At 71.0% G+C, this 18,218-nt stretch carries 19 protein-coding genes; 11 read left to right on the plus strand and 8 right to left on the minus strand.

The window, feature by feature from the left end; genetic code table 11:
• Positions 1–69: 69 nt before the first annotated feature.
• Positions 70–1,938 (minus strand): hypothetical protein, encoded by a 1,869-nt coding sequence (locus ACZ6S0_RS11570; RefSeq protein ID WP_465915665.1) that lies wholly within the window; start codon positions 1,936–1,938, stop codon positions 70–72.
• A 138-nt stretch (positions 1,939–2,076) separates the two neighbouring features.
• Positions 2,077–3,318: a class I SAM-dependent methyltransferase gene (locus tag ACZ6S0_RS11575; RefSeq protein ID WP_465915666.1), complete on the minus strand. Its 1,242-nt coding sequence runs from the start codon at positions 3,316–3,318 to the stop codon at positions 2,077–2,079.
• 367 nt (positions 3,319–3,685) lie between these two features.
• On the opposite strand from ACZ6S0_RS11575, the gene groES reads away from it, so the two are divergent.
• The 4 genes from groES to ACZ6S0_RS11595 all read left to right on the plus strand — a co-directional run bounded on the left by groES (position 3,686) and on the right by ACZ6S0_RS11595 (position 6,990).
• On the plus strand, positions 3,686–3,997 hold the full coding sequence (groES, locus tag ACZ6S0_RS11580) for a co-chaperone GroES (protein ID WP_425568798.1): 312 nt from the start codon (positions 3,686–3,688) through the stop codon (positions 3,995–3,997).
• Between the two features lie 72 nt (positions 3,998–4,069).
• Complete coding sequence (groL, locus tag ACZ6S0_RS11585; protein ID WP_465915667.1) at positions 4,070–5,689, plus strand: chaperonin GroEL; 1,620 nt, start codon at positions 4,070–4,072, stop codon at positions 5,687–5,689.
• A 516-nt stretch (positions 5,690–6,205) separates the two neighbouring features.
• Complete coding sequence (locus ACZ6S0_RS11590) at positions 6,206–6,841, plus strand: sigma-70 family RNA polymerase sigma factor (RefSeq protein WP_090930520.1); 636 nt, start codon at positions 6,206–6,208, stop codon at positions 6,839–6,841.
• Positions 6,838–6,990: a hypothetical protein gene (locus ACZ6S0_RS11595; protein WP_465915668.1), complete on the plus strand. Its 153-nt coding sequence runs from the start codon at positions 6,838–6,840 to the stop codon at positions 6,988–6,990. The genes ACZ6S0_RS11590 and ACZ6S0_RS11595 overlap by 4 nt, the downstream gene beginning before the upstream one ends.
• Here the strand turns inward: ACZ6S0_RS11595 and ACZ6S0_RS11600 are convergent.
• A complete protein-coding gene (locus ACZ6S0_RS11600) occupies positions 6,951–7,328 on the minus strand; it encodes a DUF5319 domain-containing protein (protein ID WP_080043188.1) in 378 nt (125 codons plus the stop codon). The two genes, ACZ6S0_RS11595 and ACZ6S0_RS11600, sit on opposite strands and share 40 nt — an antisense overlap.
• A gap of 39 nt (positions 7,329–7,367) precedes the next feature.
• Positions 7,368–8,384: a helix-turn-helix transcriptional regulator gene (locus ACZ6S0_RS11605; RefSeq protein WP_465915669.1), complete on the minus strand. Its 1,017-nt coding sequence runs from the start codon at positions 8,382–8,384 to the stop codon at positions 7,368–7,370.
• A 418-nt stretch (positions 8,385–8,802) separates the two neighbouring features.
• Between ACZ6S0_RS11605 and guaB the strand changes: the two genes are divergently transcribed.
• The 6 genes from guaB to ACZ6S0_RS11635 all read left to right on the plus strand — a co-directional run bounded on the left by guaB (position 8,803) and on the right by ACZ6S0_RS11635 (position 13,480).
• Positions 8,803–10,284, plus strand: a complete 1,482-nt coding sequence (gene guaB / locus ACZ6S0_RS11610; protein ID WP_465915670.1) for an IMP dehydrogenase — start codon at positions 8,803–8,805, stop codon at positions 10,282–10,284.
• 4 nt (positions 10,285–10,288) lie between these two features.
• The gene (locus tag ACZ6S0_RS11615) at positions 10,289–11,410 is read left to right on the plus strand and encodes a GuaB3 family IMP dehydrogenase-related protein (RefSeq protein ID WP_465915671.1); all 1,122 of its coding nucleotides are present in this window, start codon (positions 10,289–10,291) and stop codon (positions 11,408–11,410) included.
• Between the two features lie 69 nt (positions 11,411–11,479).
• On the plus strand, positions 11,480–11,758 hold the full coding sequence (locus tag ACZ6S0_RS11620) for a hypothetical protein (RefSeq protein WP_465915672.1): 279 nt from the start codon (positions 11,480–11,482) through the stop codon (positions 11,756–11,758).
• Positions 11,745–11,918 carry a hypothetical protein gene (locus ACZ6S0_RS11625; RefSeq protein ID WP_465915673.1) on the plus strand — a complete coding sequence of 58 codons (174 nt, stop codon included), beginning with the start codon at positions 11,745–11,747 and terminating at the stop codon, positions 11,916–11,918. The genes ACZ6S0_RS11620 and ACZ6S0_RS11625 overlap by 14 nt, the downstream gene beginning before the upstream one ends.
• Positions 11,918–12,613, plus strand: coding sequence for an SDR family oxidoreductase (locus ACZ6S0_RS11630; protein ID WP_465915674.1), 696 nt, complete (start codon positions 11,918–11,920; stop codon positions 12,611–12,613). The genes ACZ6S0_RS11625 and ACZ6S0_RS11630 overlap by 1 nt, the downstream gene beginning before the upstream one ends.
• A gap of 90 nt (positions 12,614–12,703) precedes the next feature.
• Positions 12,704–13,480 carry a phosphotransferase family protein gene (locus tag ACZ6S0_RS11635; RefSeq protein ID WP_465915675.1) on the plus strand — a complete coding sequence of 259 codons (777 nt, stop codon included), beginning with the start codon at positions 12,704–12,706 and terminating at the stop codon, positions 13,478–13,480.
• On the opposite strand, the gene ACZ6S0_RS11640 is transcribed toward ACZ6S0_RS11635, so the two are convergent.
• Genes ACZ6S0_RS11640 through ACZ6S0_RS11655 form a run of 4 tightly spaced genes read right to left on the minus strand, consistent with a single transcriptional unit; the run spans position 13,470 to position 17,224 of the window.
• Positions 13,470–14,294, minus strand: coding sequence for a class II fructose-bisphosphate aldolase (locus ACZ6S0_RS11640; RefSeq protein ID WP_465915676.1), 825 nt, complete (start codon positions 14,292–14,294; stop codon positions 13,470–13,472). The two genes, ACZ6S0_RS11635 and ACZ6S0_RS11640, sit on opposite strands and share 11 nt — an antisense overlap.
• 10 nt (positions 14,295–14,304) lie before the next feature.
• Entirely contained in the window at positions 14,305–15,222 is a 918-nt protein-coding gene (locus ACZ6S0_RS11645) for a 1-phosphofructokinase family hexose kinase (protein ID WP_465915677.1), read from the minus strand.
• Positions 15,222–16,355 carry an N-acetylglucosamine-6-phosphate deacetylase gene (gene nagA, locus ACZ6S0_RS11650; protein WP_465915678.1) on the minus strand — a complete coding sequence of 378 codons (1,134 nt, stop codon included), beginning with the start codon at positions 16,353–16,355 and terminating at the stop codon, positions 15,222–15,224. Before nagA ends, ACZ6S0_RS11645 begins: the two co-directional genes overlap by 1 nt.
• On the minus strand, positions 16,352–17,224 hold the full coding sequence (locus ACZ6S0_RS11655) for an SIS domain-containing protein (RefSeq protein ID WP_465915679.1): 873 nt from the start codon (positions 17,222–17,224) through the stop codon (positions 16,352–16,354). The genes nagA and ACZ6S0_RS11655 overlap by 4 nt, the downstream gene beginning before the upstream one ends.
• Positions 17,225–17,365: 141 nt before the next feature.
• Here ACZ6S0_RS11655 and ACZ6S0_RS11660 point away from each other — a divergent pair, with 141 nt between their 5' ends.
• On the plus strand, positions 17,366–18,136 hold the full coding sequence (locus ACZ6S0_RS11660; RefSeq protein ID WP_465915680.1) for a DeoR/GlpR family DNA-binding transcription regulator: 771 nt from the start codon (positions 17,366–17,368) through the stop codon (positions 18,134–18,136).
• Positions 18,137–18,218: the final 82 nt, after the last annotated feature.

Below are 18,218 nucleotides of genomic sequence, written 5' to 3' on the forward strand. Positions count from 1 at the left end.
GCGGCGGCGGGCCGGGTGCCGGGCCGGTGGCGGCCGCACGCGGGCCGCCACGGCAGTGGGAGCGGCTCGTCAGTCCTTCGGGCGGGTGGGGCGCAGGAGGGCCTCGGCGAGGGCCAGCATGGTCTCCTCCAGCGCGGCCAGGCGCTTGGTCAGGTCGTCGGCGGCCGGCTGGACGATGCCGGTCACCGTGCCGGCGACCTCGTCGCAGTCGGGACGGGACCTGACGAGGTCGGTGAGCGCCTCGGTGGCGGCGGTCAGGCGTTCGGCCTGATCGGCCTGCTCGCCGATGTGAGACCTGAGCAGCTCGCCGACCTGCTCCTGGATGTCCAGCGCGGCGGGGAGGCGGTCGACGCGCTCGCCGACGGCCTCGATGCGGTCGTCCACCGACTCCAGGCGCTCGCCGGCCTGCTCGGCGCGCGTCGCCAGGCCGTCGAGGTGGGTGTCGAGGCCGCGGAAGCGGGTGTCGAGCCCGCCGAAGTGGCCGTCGATCGTGTCGAAGCGGCTGCTCATGTGCTCTTCGGCCTCGACCAGCCGCTCGTCGATGGCGTCGATCTGGCCGTCGAGCTTGTTGAAGCGGCCCTCGTTGCGGGTGGCGATCTCGCCGACGTGCCGGTCGTTCGTCGCCATGCGCTCGTCGAGCGAGGTGAAGCGGGCGTCGACGCGTACGTCGAGGGCGTCGAAGCGGTCGTCGTGGCGGCCCAGGTGCCCGTCGAGGGTGCCCAGCCGCTTGTCGACCGCGCCGAGCTGGCCGTCCATGGACGTGAGGCGCTTGTCCACGCCGCCGATCCTGCTGTCGAACCCGTCGAGCCTGGTGTCGATGTCGGCCAGGCACTCGTCGGCGGACTCCAGGCGGCTGTCGAACCCGGTGAGCCTGGTGTCGAGGCCGGTGAGCTTGCCCTCGGCCCGGTCGAGCCGGGCGTCCACGCCGCTCAGCCGGGCCGCCAGGCGCTGCTCGCTCTCGCCGAGCTGCACGGCGACGTGCCGGTCGGTCTCGTCGAGGCGGGTGACGAGGCGCTGCTCGACGCCGGTCAGCCGGGCGGTGAACTGCTCGTCGGCCTCCTTGAGCCGGGCCACGAGGCGCTCGTCGGCCTCCAGGAGGGCCGTGGCGAGGCGCTGGTCGGTCTCGTCGAGCCGGCCGCCGACCCGCCGGTCCGTCTCGTCGAGACGCGCGCTCAGGCGTTCGCCGGTCTCGTCGAGGCGGGTGCCGAAGTGCTGCTCCGTGGCGTCGAGGCGGGTGGCGAGGAGCTGCCCGGCGGCCTCGACCCTGCCGGTGACCTGCTCGACCGTCTCGTGCAGGCGTTCCGTGACGCTCTCCGAGAGATCGCCGACCACGACCTCGACCCGGTCGGTACGGGACGTCAGCTCGGCCATCGACTTGTCGAGCCGGGTGAAGCGGCTGGCGGCGGCCTCCATGCTGGAGTTGAGCCCGGCCAGGACGGCGGCGAAGTCGGACATCCCCTTGGTGATGCCGTCGGTGGTCTCCAGCACCGACTGCAGCCGGTTGAGCGCCTCTTCCACGCCCTCGCCCATGGTGCCCAGATCGGTCCACAGGTTCGGCAGGTCGGACACCGGCGCCACCCGGGCGTCCACGTCGCCCACGCGCTCGCCGACGGCGTCGACGTGGTCGCGTACGGCCTCCATGTGCTGCGCCAGGCCCTCCGCCCACATCGGCGGCTTGGCGGAGATCTCGTCGAGCCGCCCGCTGACCGTCTCCAGGGTGCCGCTCAGCCCGCCCAGCTCGCGCTCGCGCACCTCGCGCAGCAGCCACTCCATGCCTTCGAGCCGCTGGCGGATCTCGTCGAGCACGGCTCCCTGGGTGCGCTGCTCGTAGACGTGGTCCTGGGCGGCGCGGGCGAGCAGGTCGCGCATCCTCTTGGGGACGACGTCGGCGTTGTACGCGCCCGGTTGGAGAAGGGTGGTGTGATTGGAATGGTCCACCGAAAGCTCCTTCGCTCGCCGACGGTCTGCTGCGCAGCGGTGGGGTAGGTCAGGTTCATATGGGAAAGCGAGAACGCGGCTAACCGCGATAGAGGGTGAACTCCCGCCCGCCCACCTTAGCCTTTCGATCAAGGTCCGTCAGGGCTGAATTGAAAGATCGCGATTATCGTACGGATGGCCGGATTCGGTGATTCGGGCAGGTGGGAGGTCCTTGCAGAGGATTACTGAGGGTTTGTCGAGAATCCTGGTCAGAATGATGACCAGGGAATTCGGGCCGCTGAGCCGCAAATCGGCGCGCAGGCGTTCGATGTCGACGGCGGAGCCGCGCTTCTTGATGGTGACATTACCGATTTGTCGTTCTCGAAGGGCGGCGCGGAGCTTTTTCAGGGAAAAGGGGAGGACGTCCTCCACTTCGTATCCGGCGGCCCATGGGGTGGTCGCCGGGGCGTCGGCCGTGACGTACGCGATCATCGGGTCGAGCAGCCGCCCGCCCACCAGTTCGGCGACCTCGCCCACGAGGTGCGCGCGGACGGCGGCCCCGTCGGGCTCGTAGACGTAGCGGCCCGGCGGGCCGACCGGGGCGCGGACGCCGGCGGCCGTCAGCGTGTGGCCCCCGGGCAGCAGGGTGGCGCGCCTGCCTCCGCCCTGCCCGGTCCAGAGCGCGGCCTCCTTGACCTCCCCCTTGTACGAGATCCACTCGGCCTCGGCCCCCTCGGGGATGAACTCGTACGGGAGGCCGGGGGCGACCTTGAGACAGGCCAGACCCGCGCGGGAGACCAGGCCGAGCACCACGGGCCAGGGCGGCGAGTAGGCCATCGGGTCGAACGTCCGGCCCCTGCCCGTGCGCCGGGCCGGATCGGCGAACAGCACGTCGTGGTCCTCGGGGCGCACCTCGGCCGCGTCGGCGACGCCCACCGTCACCCGGTCGGCCAGGCCGAGCGCCTCCGCGTTGGCCCGGGCCACGGCGACGGTCAGCGGGTCGGTGTCCACGGCGCTCACCGTGCACCCGGCGCGGGCCAGCGCGACCAGGTCGCCCCCGATGCCGCAGCAGGCGTCCACGACGCGCGGGGCGCCGCCGTGCGGGGCGCCGTCGTGCAGGGCGAGCAGGCGGCGGGCGCGGTGCTCGGCGACCTCGGCGCGGGTGGACTGCTCGAGGCCGTGCGGCGTGAAGAACATCCGCCCGGCGTCCGCGCCGAACTTGGCCCTGGCCCGCTCTCTGAGCCCCGCCTGGGTGAGGGCGGCGGAGGTGAGCCCGGCGTCGTACGTCTTGCGCATGGTGGTGGCGGCGGCGACCGGGTCGGCGCCCGTCAGCTCCCCGGCCTCCGCGAGAGCCCTTCGGCCGCGCGGGGTCAGCAACTCTTTGAAGGCGTCGAGGTCCACGTCACCCGACGTTAGCGCCACGGCACGCCCGCCCTGTCATGAGAGACCGTCAGGGACCCGCCGCAGGGCTCCGCCGTGACGGAACGGCGCGGGAGCGGCGAGGTGCGGGTGTGGGACGTTCGCGCACGTGGAAGACTGGGTCACGGGGCCACCGCCGCGCAGGTCCGTCCCGCTGGGGCGCTCGCCCGTCTGATCGCTCTCAGCAGACGCGTTCGTGTTGACTGTCAAGCCCCTCTTGCATATGTTTCCTGTTGGCACTCTCCCCTTGAGAGTGCCAACGTGCGACGAGGCAGGTCTGACACCCGCGACGGCAGGCCGGGCTGGTCGCCTCTTCTAGATCATTCAAATCTGAAGGGGAGGTCCGATCGTGACGACCGCCACCAAGGTTCCCGTTAAGCCGCTCGGCGACCGCATCGTGGTTCAGCCGCTGGAGGCCGAGCAGACCACCGCTTCCGGCCTGGTCATCCCTGACACCGCCAAGGAGAAGCCGCAGGAGGGCAAGGTCCTCGCGGTGGGCCCGGGCAACTGGGACGAGGACGGCGACAAGCGGATTCCGCTCGACGTCTCGGAGGGCGACATCGTCCTCTACAGCAAGTACGGCGGCACCGAGGTCAAGTACGGCGGCGAGGACTACCTCGTGCTCTCCGCCCGCGACGTTCTCGCGATCATCGAGAAGTAGGCCGGATGTGTCGGGCCCCGGGCGCCCTTGAGGGCGGCCGGGGCTTTCGACGCCAGGAGAGGACTCTCAGCAATGGCGAAGATCCTGGAGTTCGACGAGGGTGCCCGCCGCGCGCTTGAGCGCGGCGTGAACGCCCTCGCGGACGCCGTGAAGGTTACCCTCGGCCCGCGTGGCCGCAACGTCGTCATCGACAAGAAGTTCGGTGCGCCGACGATCACGAACGACGGTGTCACCATCGCTCGTGAGATCGAGCTGGAGGAGCGCTACGAAAACCTCGGCGCCCAGCTCGCCAAGGAAGTTGCCACCAAGACCAACGACGTCGCGGGCGACGGCACCACCACCGCGACCGTCCTGGCCCAGGCCATGGTCCGCGAGGGCCTGCGCAACGTGGCGGCCGGCGCCTCGCCGCTGTCGCTCAAGCGCGGCATCGACAAGGCCGCCAAGGCGATCAGCGACAAGCTGCTCGCCAGCGCCCGGCCGGTCGAGGACAAGAAGGAGATCGCCAATGTGGCCACGATCTCCGCTCAGGACGCGCAGATCGGCGACCTGATCGCCGAGGCGTTCGACAAGGTGGGCAAGGACGGTGTGCTCACCGTCGAAGAGTCCAACGCCATGGGCATGGAGCTCGAGTTCACCGAGGGCATGCAGTTCGACAAGGGTTACCTGTCGGCCTACATGGTGACCGACCCCGAGCGGATGGAGTCGGTCCTGGAGGACGCCTACATCCTGCTCACCCAGAGCAAGATCTCCTCCATCGCGGACTTCCTGCCGCTGCTGGAGAAGATCGCCCAGACGAAGAAGCCGCTGCTCGTGGTGGCCGAGGACGTCGAGGGCGAGGCCCTGGCGGTGCTCGTCACCAACAAGATCCGCGGCACCTTCACCTCCGTGGCCGTCAAGGCCCCGGGCTTCGGCGACCGCCGCAAGGCGATGCTCCAGGACATCGCCATCCTCACCGGCGGCCAGGTCGTCAGCGAGGAGGTCGGCCTCAAGCTCGAGCACGTCGGCCTCGAGGTGCTCGGCACGGCCCGCCGCGTCGTGGTGACCAAGGACAACACCACGATCGTCGACGGCGCCGGTGACCAGGCGGCCATCGAGGACCGCGTCAAGGAGATCAGGCTCGCCATCGAGCAGTCCGACTCCGACTGGGACCGCGAGAAGCTGCAGGAGCGCCTGGCCAAGCTCGCCGGCGGTGTGTGCGTGCTGCGGGTCGGCGCCGCCACCGAGGTGGAGCTGAAGGAGAAGAAGCACCGCCTCGAGGACGCGATCTCCGCGACGCGCGCCGCGATCGAGGAGGGCATCGTCTCCGGCGGTGGCTCCGCGCTGATCCACATCTCGAAGGACATCGACGACCTCGGCCTGACGGGCGACGAGGCCACGGGCGTCGCCATCGTGCGCCGTGCCCTGGTCGAGCCGGCCCGGTGGATCGCCGAGAACGCCGGCCTCGAGGGCTACGTGGTCACGCACAAGGTGGCCGAGCTGGAGCCGGGTCACGGCCTCAACGCCGCGACCGGCGAATACGGCAACCTGCTCGACCAGGGCGTCAGCGACCCGGTGAAGGTCACCCGCTCGGCCGTGCAGAATGCGGCCTCGATCGCGGGCATGCTCCTCACCACCGAGGCGCTCGTGGTGGACAAGCCCGAGGAGGAGGCCCCGGCCGCCGGCCAGGGTCACGGTCACGGCCACGGCCACTGACCGCTCTCTTCCACCGTCCGTACGGCCCGCACCCGCTGGGGTGCGGGCCGTACGGCATTTCCGGCCCGCCCACGGGCTCCTGAAGCCTGGACGAGCCTGGACCAGGGCCGGGTGGCCCCGACCAGGCCGACCAGGCCGGGTGGCCCGTAGGCGGTCACCCACGTGGCCGTCAGCGGCGCCCTCAGCCACGGGTGCCCTCCGACACGGGGTGCCTTCAGGCGCGGGGATCTGGAGCCCCTGGAGGTCAGGGGTGAATGAGGGGAAGGGTTCGGTCTTCGATGCCGCAGGTGGGGGTGTGGGGAAGTGTGGAGAAAGGGTTGATTAGCCGAGTAAACCGGGAACGCGGGATAAGCGTCTGGGGTCTGACAAATATCGTGCATTCCGGGTTATCCCATGAAACATTATGTCAATGATAAGCCTTAGTGTGGTCGGCCGATTACTGGTCGTTATCGTCGCTTCAATGTGACCAATCCGTAGCCGTTCGCCATGACGACAGGCCCGATCAGTGCGGGCATCATGCCTATCGTGAGCGAGGGAAGCGTCGCCGACGCCAAAATTGGGGTAAGGCTCGCGTCGAGACTTCCGGCACGGACGGATGACTCCGACCTAAGGGAACTGACGAGCCTCGCTGTGCAGGGAGATCGCAGTGCGATCGAATCCCTGCTCGGCGAGTTGCGTCCGATGGTGGTGCGGTATTGCCGTGCCAGGCTGGGCAGGGTTTCTGGGCAATATCACATTGCCGATGACGTGGCCCAGGAGGTGTGCATCGCGGTGTTGTCCGCGTTGCCGCGGTATCGCGACATGGGGCGCCCTTTCGCGTCGTTCGTGTTCGGGATCGCCTCGCACAAGGTGGCCGATGCGCTGCGCAGTTCGGTGCGCTCGGCCGTACCGACCCAGGATCTGCCCGACGGGCCCGACGACGGGCCGGGGCCCGAGGAGACGGTGGTCCGCTACATCGAGGTCGAGCACGCCCGCAGGCTCCTGGCCAGGCTGCCCGACAACCAGCGGGAGTTGCTGCTCCTGCGGGTGGTGTCGGGGCTGTCCGCCGAGGAGACCGGTAATGTACTCGGCATGTCACCAGGAGCCGTTCGCGTCGCCCAGCATCGGGCGCTGGCCAGACTGCGGCAGATGGCCGAGCTGGAGTCAGCTTGACGCCAGAGGACGAGACCGATGCGCTGCTCGACGCGCTCGGTCGTGGCGAGCGGCCCGATTCGGACGATCGAGCAGTGCGGTTGCTGGCCGCGCTGCTCGATGACGTCGATCAGCGGCGCTCTTCCGTGTCGATGACGCCGTCGACGTAGCCTCTGGCGTAGTCCCAGCTCACGTAGTCGGCGGGGTCGGGGTGGAAGGCCGGCTCGTGCACCTGAGGCTGGCCTTTCTCGATCATCTGTTTCAGGTTGCCGCGCAGCAGCTCCCAGTCGAAGAAGTGCTGCTCACCACACTCCGGGCAGTCGAGCACGAGCCCCAGCACTCCCTGTGGTTCGAGCAGGGAGCGGAAGACCTCGACGTCGGCGAGGTCGGTGATGGCCTCGTCGCGTTCGGCCGCTGTCAGTGGCTCGGCGTCGTCGAGTGCGCCCATCGCCGAGGAAGGGTCGTTCGGGTCGTCCGCGAACGGATCGCGGGGGACGTCTTCCAGCACCTTCCCACCTTATGACCGAAGCGGCCCGCGCGGTGGGGATTACCTCAGCCATCCGCGTCTGGCTGCCTCGACACCTGCGTGAAAGCGGGACTGAGCGCCCAACTCGGTCATCGCGTCGGCGAACCTCGCGCGGACGGTGCGTACCGAGACGCCGAGCTGCCGGGCGATCGACTCGTCGCACAGGCCCTGCGCGGCCAGGCGCAGCACCTGGGTCACGCCATCGCCCCGGTGGCTCCACGGCAGCGGCACGGCGCGGGCCCACAGCTCGTCGAACAGGGAGCACAGCACGCCCACGACGACCGAAGTGCGGACGAGGTAGAAGTTGTAGGCGTGGTCGGGCAGGTTGCCGCCCCAGTGCGCGGGCAGCCCCGCCACGTCCGGCCCGACGGTCATGAACCAGCTCGGCACCCGGTCGAGCGTGCGCACCATGCCGCCGGCGTCGATCAGGCTGGTGAGCTGGTCGCGGACGCCGGGCAGCAGGAGAGTGGAGACCGGAATGATCGCATGAACGGTGAGCAGATTTCGTTTTTGCGCATCAATCCATGGATCCGCAAATTTCCGGGCAAAATCCGTCATGGTGCGCTCGTCCGGAATCGCCGTGACTAATTTCAACGGCGGCGACTGCGACTGCACGGCGATGCCGACCACGCTCTCGTACAGGATGTCGGCCCCGCTCGCCATCTCCACCGTGAAAGGGCCGCTGCGGTAGTCGCGGCCGGCGTCGTAGTCGCGGATCAGGCCGCGGATGGAACCGAGCGCCGAATCGATCCTGCGGCTCTCCTCGGCCAGGTGGTCGAGGCGGTCGGCGATCACCCGGCCCAGCGCCGCCGCGGGGTGCCTGGCGAGATACTGGCCCGACTGCACGTCGATCACGCCGAGCTTGACGAGATCGTCCAGTTGGCGGCCGACCAGGTCGACGGGGCCGTCCATCGCTTGCGCCAGATCGGAGCGCGTCGCCTTGTGCAGGCGCAGCACCGCGGAGTAGAGCGCGGTCTGGGCCGGATCGAGACCCAGCGTCTCAAAGGGATCGGACGCGATTTGGGGCTGGTTGTGCATTACGGGCGGCTCCGTCGGGGGTTCACGGGCGTGTCGCGAGGATAGCTCCGAAGTCCGTCGCTGTCCGCTCGTTGGGCTGACTCGTTCCAAGCGGCGTGCAGCTTCGTGCAGTTGCACATATTCACATTGCGAATGCGCCGTTGCGTAACGCAGGCTTTACCTAGCGTCGGCACCCGGTTCATGGGCCCGGCGGCGCAGGCCATCAGGACGCGGAGGGGGGTCCGGTGGCGTGGGGCGCCGCCCGCCAGGGGTGCCGGTGGCCGGAGGATGGGGTGGATCACCGACCGTCCCATCCACCGGCGCGGCGGATGCCGGGAGTACGACGGACTGTGGGGGTCATCGTCCTCCCGGCATCAGTGCTTTTTGGAGACAGGCCCTAGACTTGGCTCAATCAGCTCAAGGCAGGAGGGGCCGCGGCATGTCCAAGTTCACCGAAATGGGATTGACCTTCGACGACGTGCTGCTGGTGCCCGCTTATTCCGACCTGCAGCCCGGTGAGGCCGACACCCGCTCCCGCCTGTCCCGAGGCATCACGTTGTCCATCCCCCTGGTCTCCGCGGCCATGGACACCGTGACCGAGGCCCGCATGGCGGTCGCCATGGCACGACAGGGCGGCATCGGCGTCCTTCACCGTAATCTGCCGGTCGACGAGCAGGCCCAGCAGGTCGACCTGGTCAAGCGGTCAGAGGCCGGCATGGTCACCAATCCGGTGACGTGCAGCCCCGACGACACGCTGGCCGACGTGGAGCGGTTGTGCGCCACGTACCGGATCTCCGGGGTGCCGGTGACCGACGTGTCCGGCACGCTCGTCGGCATCGTGACCAACCGCGACATGCGTTTCGAGCACGACCACTCGCGGCCCGTCCGCGAGGTCATGACCAAGATGCCGCTGGTCACCGCCCCGGTGGGGGTTTCGCGTGACGACGCGTTCACGCTGCTCAGACAGAACAAGATCGAGAAGCTGCCGCTCGTCGACGGCGAGGGCAGGCTGCGCGGCCTGATCACGGTCAAAGACTTCACCAAGAGTGAGCAGTATCCGCTTTCCACCAAAGACGCCGACGGCCGGCTCGTGGTCGGGGCGGCCGTGGGCGTCGGCGGCGACGCCGAGCTGCGCGCGAAGGCGCTCATCGAGGCCGGGGTCGACGTCGTGGTCGTCGACGTGGCGCACGGCCACTCCAGGGGCCTGGCCGACATGATCGCCAAGGTCAAGGCCAACAGCAAGGTCGACGTCATCGGCGGCAACATCGCGACCAGGGCCGGCGCCCAGATGCTGATCGACGCGGGCGCCGACGCGGTCAAGGTGGGCGTGGGCCCCGGCTCCATCTGCACCACCCGCGTGGTGGCCGGGGTAGGCGCGCCGCAGGTCACCGCCATCTACGAGGCGTCGAAGGCGGCCGGCCCCGCCGGGGTGCCGGTGATCGGCGACGGCGGCCTGCAGTACTCCGGCGACATCGTCAAGGCGATCGCCGCCGGAGCCGACACGGTCATGCTGGGCTCGCTGCTCGCCGGGTGCGAGGAGTCGCCCGGTGATCTGATCTTCATCAACGGCAAGCAGTTCAAGTCGTACCGGGGCATGGGGTCGCTCGCCGCCGTACGCAACCGCGAGCGCGGTGGCACCTCCTTCAGCAAGGACCGCTACGCCCAGGCCGAGGTCGGCGGCGAGGACAAGTACATCCCCGAGGGCATCGAGGGGCAGGTCCCCTACCGCGGCCCGGTGGCGGCCGTCGCCCACCAGCTCATCGGCGGGCTGCGTCAGGGCATGTGGTACGCCGGCTGCCGCACGATCGACCAGATGCACACCGACTGCGAGCTGATGCCGATCACGGCGGCGGGCCTCAAGGAGAGTCACCCCCACGACATTCAGATGACCGTGGAAGCTCCGAACTATCACAGAAGGTAAGCGCATGACTCAGCAGGTGGAGATCGGCCGGGGCAAGACCGGTCGGCGGGCGTACGCGCTCGACGAGATCGGCCTGGTGCCCTCGCGGCGCACCCGCGACACGGAGGAGGTCTCGATCGCCTGGCAGATCGACGCCTACCGGTTCGAGCTGCCCGTGGTCGTCGCTCCCATGGACAGCGTGGTCTCGCCGGCCACCGCCATCGAGATCGGCCGGCTGGGCGGCCTGGCGCCGCTCGACCTCGAAGGGCTCTGGACGCGCTACGAAGAGCCGCTGCCGCTGCTGGAGGAGTGCGCCGCCCTCGACCAGGCGGCGGCCACCAAGCGGCTCCAGGAGATCTACGCGGCCCCGATCAAGGAAGAGCTGATCGGCCGCCGCATCGAGGAGATCCGCGCCTCCGGGGTGACCACCGCCGTGCGGCTGTCGCCGCAGCGCACGGTGCAATACCACAAGACCGTGATCGACGCGGGTGTCGACATCTTCGTCATCCGCGGCACGACGGTCTCCGCCGAGCACGTCTCGGGGCGGGCCGAGCCGCTCAACCTCAAGCAGTTCATCTACGAGCTCGACGTGCCGGTCATCGTGGGCGGCTGCGCCACCTACACCGCCGCCCTGCACCTGATGCGCACCGGCGCGGCCGGCGTGCTGGTGGGCTTCGGCGGGGGCGCCTCGCACACGACGCGCAACGTGCTGGGCGTGGCCGTGCCGATGGCCACCGCGATCTCCGACGTCGCCGCGGCGCGGCGCGACTACATGGACGAGTCCGGCGGGCGCTACGTGCACGTGATCGCCGACGGCGGCATGGGCACCTCCGGCGACATCGCCAAGGCCATCGCCTGCGGGGCCGACGCCGTGATGGTGGGTTCGCCGCTGGCCCGCGCGGCCGAGGCGCCCGGGCACGGGTTCCACTGGGGTTCGGAGGCGCACCACCCGGATCTGCCGCGCGGGCGGCGGGTCGCGTTCGGGACGGTGGGGACGCTGGAGCAGATCCTGCACGGGCCCTCCAGCGTGGCCGACGGGTCGATGAACCTCATGGGGGCGCTCAAGCGCACCATGGCCTCGACCGGATACTCCGACATCAAGGAGTTCCAGCGGGTGGAGGTCGTCGTCGCGCCGATCCAGCGCTGATCGCTCTGCGACGTCCGTGGCTCCGCCGTGCGTTCTCGGCGGCGGAGGCCGCGGCGTCGGGTTTCTGCCATGGATTCCGTTGAGGAGAGAATCGCCCGGCTCGAGCAGCAGGTGGCCGAACTCCAGCGGTATCTGGGCGTCGATGCCCAGACCCCGGACGGGCAGGGGCTTCCGTCGGACTTCCACCGGGCGCTGCGCCAGGGCAAGACGGTCACGGCGATCGCGATCTACCGGAAGGCGACGGGCGCCTCGCTGCTGGTCGCCAAGAACACGGTGGAGGCCATGCGGCGCGCTGAAGCGGGCGGTGGCCGAGGTCGAGGGGTCCGCGACGGTTTTGCGGCTGCTTGACGGGCTCGATGAGGTGGATGGGTACTACCTGTTCCAGGCCGTACGGGCCGACCTGCCGCGGCGGGCAGGGCGTACGGCGGCGGCCGCCCAGGCGTACGAGGCGGCCGTCGCCCGCTCCGGCAACGAGGTGGAGCGGGAGTTCCTGCGGGGGAGGACGTGATGGCGGTGCCACGGGTGTGCGTGGTCACGGGAGGCAACCGGGGCATCGGGCGGGAGATCGCCCGGCAGCTTGCACTCAACGGCGACCTCGTGGTGCTGACCGCCCGTGACCTGGGCAAGGCCGAGAAGGCGGCCGGCGAGCTGGGCGGCGGGACGGTGGAGGCGCGCCGCCTCGACGTGGCGGATCCCGGGTCCGCGCGGAGCTTCGCGAGGGAGCTGGCGGACGCTCATGGGCGGGTCGACGTCCTGGTCAACAACGCGGCCACGCACTACGACACCTGGCAGCGGGCCTCCGACGCGGATCTCACGGTGGTCAGGGAGGCGCTGGAGACGAACCTCCTGGGCGCGTGGCAGGTGACGCTGGCGCTGCTGCCGCTGCTGCGGGCCTCGGGGCACGCGCGGGTGGTGAACGTCTCCAGCGAGCTGGGGTCGCTGGCCTCGATGGGGGCGGGCAACCCGGCGTACGCGGTGTCCAAGGCCGGGCTGAACGCGCTGACCAGGATCCTGGCGGCCGAGTTGCACGGCGAGGGGATCCTGGTCAACGCCGTGTGCCCCGGGTGGGTGGCGACCGACATGGGCGGTCCCGGCGGGCGGCCGGTGGCCGAGGGGGCGCGCAGCGTGCTGTGGGCGGTGGACCTGCCCGACGACGGGCCCAGCGGCGGGTTCTTCCGCGACGGGCGGCCCGTGCCCTGGTGAACGCGGCCGGCCAGAGGTCATCAGCGCAGAGACCATCAGCACGGGCCCGTCACCAGGGCCGATGCATGGCCGGTGCCCTAACATGCGGGCATGGCTGATCTTCAGCACACCCACGAGCTGTCGTACGAGGGCGACCGGGTCGTCAAGCGATACCTGGACAGCAAGCCCGGCGCGGCCGACCGCGAGTGGCGGGCACTGAACCTGCTGGCCGAGCACGCGCCCGGCCTGGCTCCCGAGCCGATCGCGTACGACGGTGACGTGGTCACCATGTCCCGGATCGGCGGGGTGCCGCTGCGGGGGCTGCTCGCGCGTGCCGTGCACGTCTCTGCCATGGCCGACGCGCTCGCCGAGCTGCACGCCGCCGTGCCCGAGCAGGTGCTGCGCGGCCTGCCGGTACGCCCCTGGCAGCGCGAGGCGCTCGTCGACTGGGTCAGGCGCCGCTGTGCCGCCTGGCAGTCGAGGGACCCGCTGGCGGACCGGGCGGTCAAGGAGGGGCTGCGGTGGCTGGAGGGCTGGTCGCCGGGTGAGACGGGCATCAGGCCGGCCTTCGGGGCGGGTGACGGCAACCTGGCCAACTTCCTCTGGGACGGCAGCCGCGTACGCATCGTCGACTTCGAGGACTCCGGGCGCAGCGACGTGGCGTTCGAGCTGGCGGAACTGGCCGAGCACGTCTCGATGTGGGTGGACGGCGAGGTGGAGATCGCGCGCAGGTTCGAGCTGACCCCGCCGGAGGAGCGGCGGCTGCGCGACTGCCGCAAGGCGCACGCGCTCGTCTGGTTGTTCCTGCTGTCCCACGAGGGTCCCCGCAACCCGCCCGGGACCTTCCGTCGCCAGGTCGAGAGGGTCCTGGCTCGGCTCAGCTCGTGAGGACGCCCAGGAGGTGGGACACCTCGCGCGTCACCGCGTCCCGGCCCGCCTTGAGGTATTTGCGGGAGTCGACGACGCGCTCGTCGTGGGTCAGGTAGTCGCGTACCGCGCCGGTGAACGCCTTGTTCAGGTGGGTGGCGATGTTGATCTTCTTCATGCCCTGGCGTACGGCCTCGCGCAGCACGCCGTCCGGCACCCCCGACGAGCCGTGCAGCACCAGCGGCACCGGTACGGCCGCGCGCAGCTCGGCGATCAGCTCCAGGTCGAGCACGGCGTCCTTGGTCGTCATCGCGTGCGAGGTGCCCACGGCCACGGCCAGCGCGTCGACGCCGGTCCTGGTCACGTAGTCGACCGCCTCGTGCGGCTTGGTACGGGCCCCGGGCGCGTGCACGCCGTCCTTGCCCCCGACCTCGCCCAGCTCGGCCTCCACCCAGACGCCGCGCTGGTGGCACCAGGCCGCGACCTCGGCCGTGGCGGCGACGTTGTCCTCGTCGGGCAGGGCGGAGGCGTCGTACATGACCGAGCCGAGGCCGAGCGCGACCGCCTCCTCGACGAGCGCCCGGTCGGTGGCGTGGTCGAGGTGGACCGCGACCGGCACCTCGGCCCTCCTCGCCACCGCGAGCGCGGCCAGCGCGACCGGCTCCAGGGCGCCGTGGTAGCGCACGCAGTTCTCGCTGATCTGCAGCACGACCGGGAGCCTCAGGGCCTCGGCGCCGGTGACGATGGCGGTGGCGTGTTCGAGCTGGATCACGTTGAACGCGCCCACCCCTGCGGGTGACTGGCTGACGATGTCGCCGATGGCGGCGAGGGGCATGCCGGGCTCCTTACGTGATGGTGATCTGGGGGTGGATGGCGGCGTACAGGTCGGGGTCGAACTCGCCGGCCACGGGCGTGGCCACGGCCGCCGCGCCGAGGGCGGCGGCCCGCCGGAGCCGGTCGGGCCACGGGGCCGACTCCACCAGGCCGAGCGCCAGCCCGGCGACCAGGGCGTCACCCGCCCCGGTCGGGTTGCCCGCCACCTTGTACGGCATCCGCGCCCTGAACGTCCCCCCGCCGGTGACCGCGAGCAGACCCTCCTCGCCCATGGACACGACCACCGACTCGGCTCCCTGCTCGCGCAGCACCCGGGCGCCCTCGGCCGGGGTGCCGCCGGGAACGGCCCTGGACAGCTCGTCCGCGTTGGGCTTGACGACGGAGGGGCGGCCCTTGGGGGCGTGGCGCAGGGGTTCGCCGTCGGCGTCCACGATGGCGGGGACGCCCCGGTCCGCGGCGACGGCGGCCAGGGCGGCGTAGGTGTCGGCGGGCACCCCGCGCGGCAGGCTGCCCGAGATCACCACCGCCCGAGCCGTCGCCAGCAGCGCTTCGTACGTGGTCAGGAAGGCCCGCAGCTCGGCGGGCGTGACCTCGGGCCCCGGCTCGTTGAAGAGCGCCGTACGCCCCGCGCCGGTCTCGGGCGGTTCAGAGACCGCCAGCGTGGTGCGGGAGTCGGCGGTGATGCCGGTCAGCGCGCTCGGCAGCCCCGCCGCGCGCAGGTCGGCCTCGATCGCCCGCCCGGTCGGCCCGCCCGCCAGCCCGCTGACCAGGACGTCCTGGCCGAGCGCGGCCAGCACCCTGGCCACGTTGACGCCCTTGCCGCCCGCCCGCCTGTGCACCGCGCTGACCCGGTTGACGCCGTCCCAGTCGACGCCGGGAACCTGGTACGTCACGTCGAGAGCGAGGTTGAGCGTCACCGTGAGGATCATCAGGGCTCCGTGATCCAGACGCCGTCCTTCAGCACGCCGTCCACCTCCAGGGAGTCGGAGAGCACCACCAGGTCGGCCGCCTTGCCGACGGCGATCGAGCCGACGCGGTCGGCCAGGCCCAGCACCCGGGCCGGGGTCAGCGAGGCCACCTGCACCGCGTCCGGCAGCGACATGCCCACCTCCTGGACGCTGCGCCGGAACGCCACGTCCATGGTGAGCGTGGAGCCCGCGATCGAGCCGCCCTCGACCAGCCTGGCCACGCCGCCCTCGACCCGGACCTGCATGGGGCCCAGCCCGTAGTCACCGTCGCCCAGGCCGGTGGCCGCCATCGCGTCGGTGATCAACGCGGTCCGGCCCGGCCCCGCCACCTCGTACGCCAGGCGCAGCATGGCCGGATGCACGTGCACCCCGTCGTTGATCAGCTCGACCGTCACCCGCTCGTCGTCGAGCAGCGCGGCCACCGGGCCGGGGGCGCGGTGGCCGAGCGGCGGCATCGCGTTGTAGAGGTGGGTGGCCACGCTCGCGCCCGCCTCGATGCCGGCGATCGTCTGCTCGAAGTCGGCGTCGCTGTGGCCGATGGCGGCGATCACGCCTTCGGCGACGGCCGCCCTGATCGTGTCGAGCGCGCCGGGCAGCTCCGCCGCGATGGTCACCATGCGTACGTGCCCGCGCCCCGCCTTGACCAGCCGCGCGAACTCCTCGGGCGAGGGCTCGCGCAGCATCGTCGGGTCGTGCGCGCCGCAGCGCGCCCTGGAGATGTACGGCCCCTCGAAGTGGATCCCGGCCACCAGCCCCTCGTCACACAGCTCGGCCAGCGCCGAGGCCGCCCTGGTGAGACCCTCGATCGAGTCGGTGACCAGGCTGGCCATGGTCGTGGTGGTGCCGTGGCGACGGTGCAGCGCCACGGCGTCACGTGCCTTGTCCAGCTCGCCGGTGGGAAACGACCCGCCCGCGCCGCCGTGGTTGTGGATGTCCACGAACCCCGGTACGACGTGCCGCCCGCCCAGGCCGAGGCCGGGACCGGGGGCGGATCCGTGGCCGACGTGCGTGATGCGGCCGTCTTCGATGGTCAGCCACCCCTCGTGAACTCCGTCGGGGGTCACGATCCGGGCGTCGGCAAGAGTAAGGCTCATGAAGAAAGGATCACAGATCGCGTGAGGTGCATGGGCTCGTCGGGGTCGAGCCCCTTGGCGAAGGCCCGCGCCACGGCCACCCGCTGGGCGCGGATCAGCTCGGCCATCGGGTCGAGCCCGGACTCGACGAACGTGCCGCCGGTCGCCTCGACCTGCGCGCGCAGGCCCTCGGGGGCCGCGCCGAGCATCCACGTGACCCGCCCGGGCCCGGCGATGCTGATCGGGCCGTGCCGGTACTCCATCGCCGGGTACGCCTCCGTCCACGAGCGGGACGCCTCGCGCATCTTCAGCGCGGCCTCCTGGGCCAGGCCGACCGACCAGCCCGCGCCCAGGAAGCTGAACTGCTCGGCGCCGACCAGCTCGGCGGGCAGCGGCTCGGCCACGGCCCGTTCGGCGTCGGCGACGGCCGGCGCGAGGTCCTCGCCCAGCCCGGCGCGGAGCATGGCGAGCTGCGTGGTGGCGAACCTGGTCTGCACGACCGACCGCTCGTCGGCGTAGTCGAGCACGATGACCTCGTCGGCGGCCCGCATGATCGGCGTCTCCGGGTCGGCGGTGACGGCCGTGGTCCGCGCGGTCGTGCGCGCCAGCAGGTCGAGGACCTCGGTCGTGGTGCCCGAGCGCGAAAGCGCGAGCACCCGGTCGTAGCGGCGGCCCGTGGGGAACTCGGAGGCGGCGAACGCGTCCGTCTCGCCGTGCCCGGCCCGCTCGCGCAGCGCCGCGTACGCCATCGCGATGAACCACGACGTACCGCAGCCGACGACGGCGACCCGCTCGCCGTGGCGTGGCAGCGCGTCGGCGGGAACGTTCGCGGCGGCGCGCCGCCAGCACGCCGGCTGGGACGCGATCTCGGCCTCGGTGTGGGTGGTCACCGATTACCTCCCCAGATCTGATTGTTTCTGTCGTTTTCATAGTACGAAAGTGCAGCAATGAACACCAGTGGCCCTGGCACCCCAGGTTGTGCCACGCTTGCTCCTGACCTCGTCCTCGAGAGAGGCCCAAGGAGGCTCTTCGTGTCCCGCTACGACCGCTGGAACGCCATCCTGGAGCTGCTGTCACAGGAGGGCAGGCTGTCGGTGGAGGAGGCCGCGCAGGCGCTCGACGTCTCCACCGCGACGATCAGACGGGACTTCGACCAGCTCGCCCAGCAGCAGATGCTCATGCGTACGCGGGGCGGCGCGGTGGCGCAGAGCGTCAGCTACGACCTCCCGCTGCGCTACAAGACCGCCCGGCACGCCGACGAGAAGCACCGGATCGCGGTGGCGGCGGCCGAGCTGGTCCCGCCGGGGGCCATCGTGGGGCTCAACGGCGGCACGACCACCTCCGAGCTGGCCCGTACGCTGGCCACGGCGGCCACGCTGGAGAGCGGGTTCACGATCGTCACCAACGCGCTCAACATCGCCGCCGAGCTGACCGTCCGGCAGCACGTCAAGATCGTGGTCACCGGCGGGGTGGCCAGGCCGCAGTCGTACGAGCTGATCGGGCCGCTGGCCACCGGGGTGCTGGAGCAGGTGACGCTGGACGTGGCGTTCCTGGGGGTGGACGCGCTCGACGTCGAGCTGGGGGCCTCGGCGCACCACGAGGGGGAGGCCAGCGTCAACCACCTGCTGATCAGCCGGGCCGCGCAGGTCGTGGTGGTGGCCGATTCGTCCAAGGTGGGGCAGCGGGCCTTCTCGCGGATCTGCCCGATCGGCCAGATCGACACGCTCGTGACCGACGGGCGGCTCTCCGACGAGCTGACGGGCCGGCTCACCGACGCCGGGGTGAAGGTCATCCGCGCCTGACCCGCCCGGCCCGCGACGGGGAGGCGCCGCCCGGCGGGAGTTACAGAAAGCGGGGCGCGCGGGTAGGTATCGAGCACAGGCG

It is taken from the genome of Nonomuraea sp. NPDC051298, assembly GCF_055586305.1.